This is a genomic window from Streptomyces viridosporus (assembly GCF_002078235.1).
GTDB lineage: Bacteria > Actinomycetota > Actinomycetes > Streptomycetales > Streptomycetaceae > Streptomyces > Streptomyces viridosporus.
Genome location: NZ_MSGP01000811.1, coordinates 1 through 2,002 on the forward strand (window position 1 = coordinate 1; position 2,002 = coordinate 2,002).

General features: G+C 71.3%; 4 protein-coding genes. 3 read left to right on the forward strand and 1 reads right to left on the reverse strand.

Annotation, left to right across the window (positions count from 1 at the left end):
* The first annotated feature begins 69 nt into the window (after window positions 1-69).
* The 3 genes from B7L92_RS37775 (at window position 70) to B7L92_RS37780 (ending at window position 1,174) form a co-directional block, all read left to right on the forward strand.
* A complete protein-coding gene (locus tag B7L92_RS37775) occupies window positions 70-282 on the forward strand; it encodes an acyl-CoA carboxylase epsilon subunit (protein WP_081241608.1) in 213 nt (70 codons plus the stop codon).
* Window positions 283-393: 111 nt separating this feature from the next.
* The gene (gene mmpB / locus B7L92_RS43310; RefSeq protein WP_016824863.1) at window positions 394-522 is read left to right on the forward strand and encodes a morphogenic membrane protein MmpB; all 129 of its coding nucleotides are present in this window, start codon (window positions 394-396) and stop codon (window positions 520-522) included.
* 31 nt (window positions 523-553) lie between these two features.
* Window positions 554-1,174: a Maf family protein gene (locus B7L92_RS37780; RefSeq protein ID WP_004984093.1), complete on the forward strand. Its 621-nt coding sequence runs from the start codon at window positions 554-556 to the stop codon at window positions 1,172-1,174.
* Here the strand turns inward: B7L92_RS37780 and B7L92_RS37785 are convergent.
* The gene (locus tag B7L92_RS37785; protein ID WP_174704083.1) at window positions 1,143-1,598 is read right to left on the reverse strand and encodes a hypothetical protein; all 456 of its coding nucleotides are present in this window, start codon (window positions 1,596-1,598) and stop codon (window positions 1,143-1,145) included. The two genes, B7L92_RS37780 and B7L92_RS37785, sit on opposite strands and share 32 nt — an antisense overlap.
* Between the last annotated feature and the right edge of the window lie 404 nt (window positions 1,599-2,002).

The following is a 2,002-nucleotide window of genomic DNA, read 5'->3' on the forward strand; positions in this document are numbered from 1 at the left end:
CAGCTGCGCACCAAGCGGGCCGCGCTGCCGCCGAAGAAGCACGGCAACATCCCCCTGTGAGGAGCCGACGTGACCATCAGGATCGTCCGGGGCAATCCGACCCCGGAGGAGCTGGCCGCCGCCCTGGCGGTGGTCCGCGCCCGCGCCGCGGCGGCGTTCGCCGCGCCGCCCGGCGCGGCCGCGCCGCGCGATGCCTGGTCCGATCCGGCCCGCCTGGCGGCCGGCCGGCTGCCCGCGCCGGGGCCGGCCGCCTGGGCCCGCACCTACTGGCCGGGCTCGTAGCTCGTAGCACGTAGCACGTGGGGAAAGCCGTACGGGAACACGTGCGGGAAGCGGAGAGTTGAGTACGCGTACTCAGGCGCCCGCTCGGTCCGGGGTCGGACGATGGAAGACATGCTGTGGTCCGACCCCGAGAACGAGCCGCCGGAAGAACTGCGCGACACGCAGGCGATGCTGCGGCGGCTGGGCGTTCTCATGGCGCTGGCCATGGTCCTCGCGATGCTCGTGATCGGCGTGAGGTGAGGCGGCCGGGGGACGCCGATACGCTGATCGCATGACAGATCAGCCGCGTCGCCGACTCGTGCTCGCCTCCCAGTCCCCCGCCCGGCTCGGACTGCTCCGCCAGGCCGGACTGGACCCCGAGGTGATCGTCAGCGGGGTCGACGAGGACGCCGTCACCGCCCCCACCCCCGCCGAACTGGCGCTCGCCCTGGCCGAGGCCAAGGCGTCCGTCGTCGCCGCGAAGCCCGAGGTCAAGGGCGCGCTGGTGATCGGCTGCGACTCCGTCCTGGAACTGGACGGCCAAGCCCTCGGCAAGCCCTCGGACGCCGAGGAGGCCACCGCGCGCTGGAAGGCCATGCGGGGCCGCGCGGGCACGCTCCAGACCGGCCACTGCGTCTACGACACCCTCGGCGGCCGTTACGTCTCCGCCACCGCCTCCACCGTCGTGCGCTTCGGCGATCCCACCGACGAGGAGATCGCCGCCTACGTGGCCTCCGGCGAACCCCTCCACGTCGCCGGGGCGTTCACCCTGGACGGCCGTTCGGGCCCCTTCATCGACGGCATCGACGGCGACCACGGCAACGTCATCGGCATCAGCCTGCCCCTGGTGCGCCGCCTGCTGGCCGAACTGGGCGTGAGCATCACGGAGCTGTGGGCGCCGTCGGAGGCGTGACCGGGGAGCCGCCGCCGGGACCGTCCGCGGGTCCGGCGGGCTCCCCCGGGCGGCCGTCGTACGTCATCAGCAGCAGCACGACGAGGCCCAGCACCACCACCATGGCCAGGAACGCGGTCGGGCCGACCAGCCCCCACGCGAACGCGCCCAGCAGGGCGTGCACCACCGCGACGCTGACCAGCAGCACCCGGCCGAAGCCGGCCGGCGCCCGGTCGCGCAGGGCGACCAGCAGGGCCACCAGGCCGCACAGCGCGAAGTAGAGCCCGAAGACGATTCCGCCGATCTTCGAGGACACCGACATCAGGTGCGGATCGAGACCGGCCAGCGACATCTCCTGCCGGTCGACGAGGATGCCCAGGATCCAGTTCAGCGCCGCCACGCCGAGCGCCTCGGCGAACAGCACGAGTGCCAGGACCCACGCCAACGGCCTGCGCACCACCGGCCCCACCCACTTTCGAACACGACTGCTGTTACCCCGAGTACGCCCGGGCCGACGCGAAGGCTACTCACCGGTAAACCTGGGGACAAGGGTCCGGCGGGTGGCAAAGAATCATTGGGCCATTCGTAGGGATTCCACAAAGAAACAGAGTGGGGCGCGGCACGCTCTCACAGAGACCTTGACCACACGGGACGGCTAGGGTTTTCCGGAGGAGTCCTGCACCTCGCGGCGCGACAAGGGATTTCGCGGGTCGAGCAAGCCTCGCGTCACGCTCCGTGTGGGCAAGCTCACCATTGGGGACGGGTCGTAGTGCCGTGTCGGCAGTCCCTAAACTCGGCTTGTTTCAAGGAGGGAGCCTCAATCGTGCGCAAGGTGCTCATCGCCAATCG

Excerpts from the sequence above, each read along its gene's own strand:
- mmpB (WP_016824863.1), top strand. The coding sequence starts at position 394 with ATGCTGTGGTCCGACCCCGAGAACGAGCCGCCGGAAGAACTGCGCGAC.
- B7L92_RS37780 (WP_004984093.1), top strand. The coding sequence starts at position 554 with ATGACAGATCAGCCGCGTCGCCGACTCGTGCTCGCCTCCCAGTCCCCC.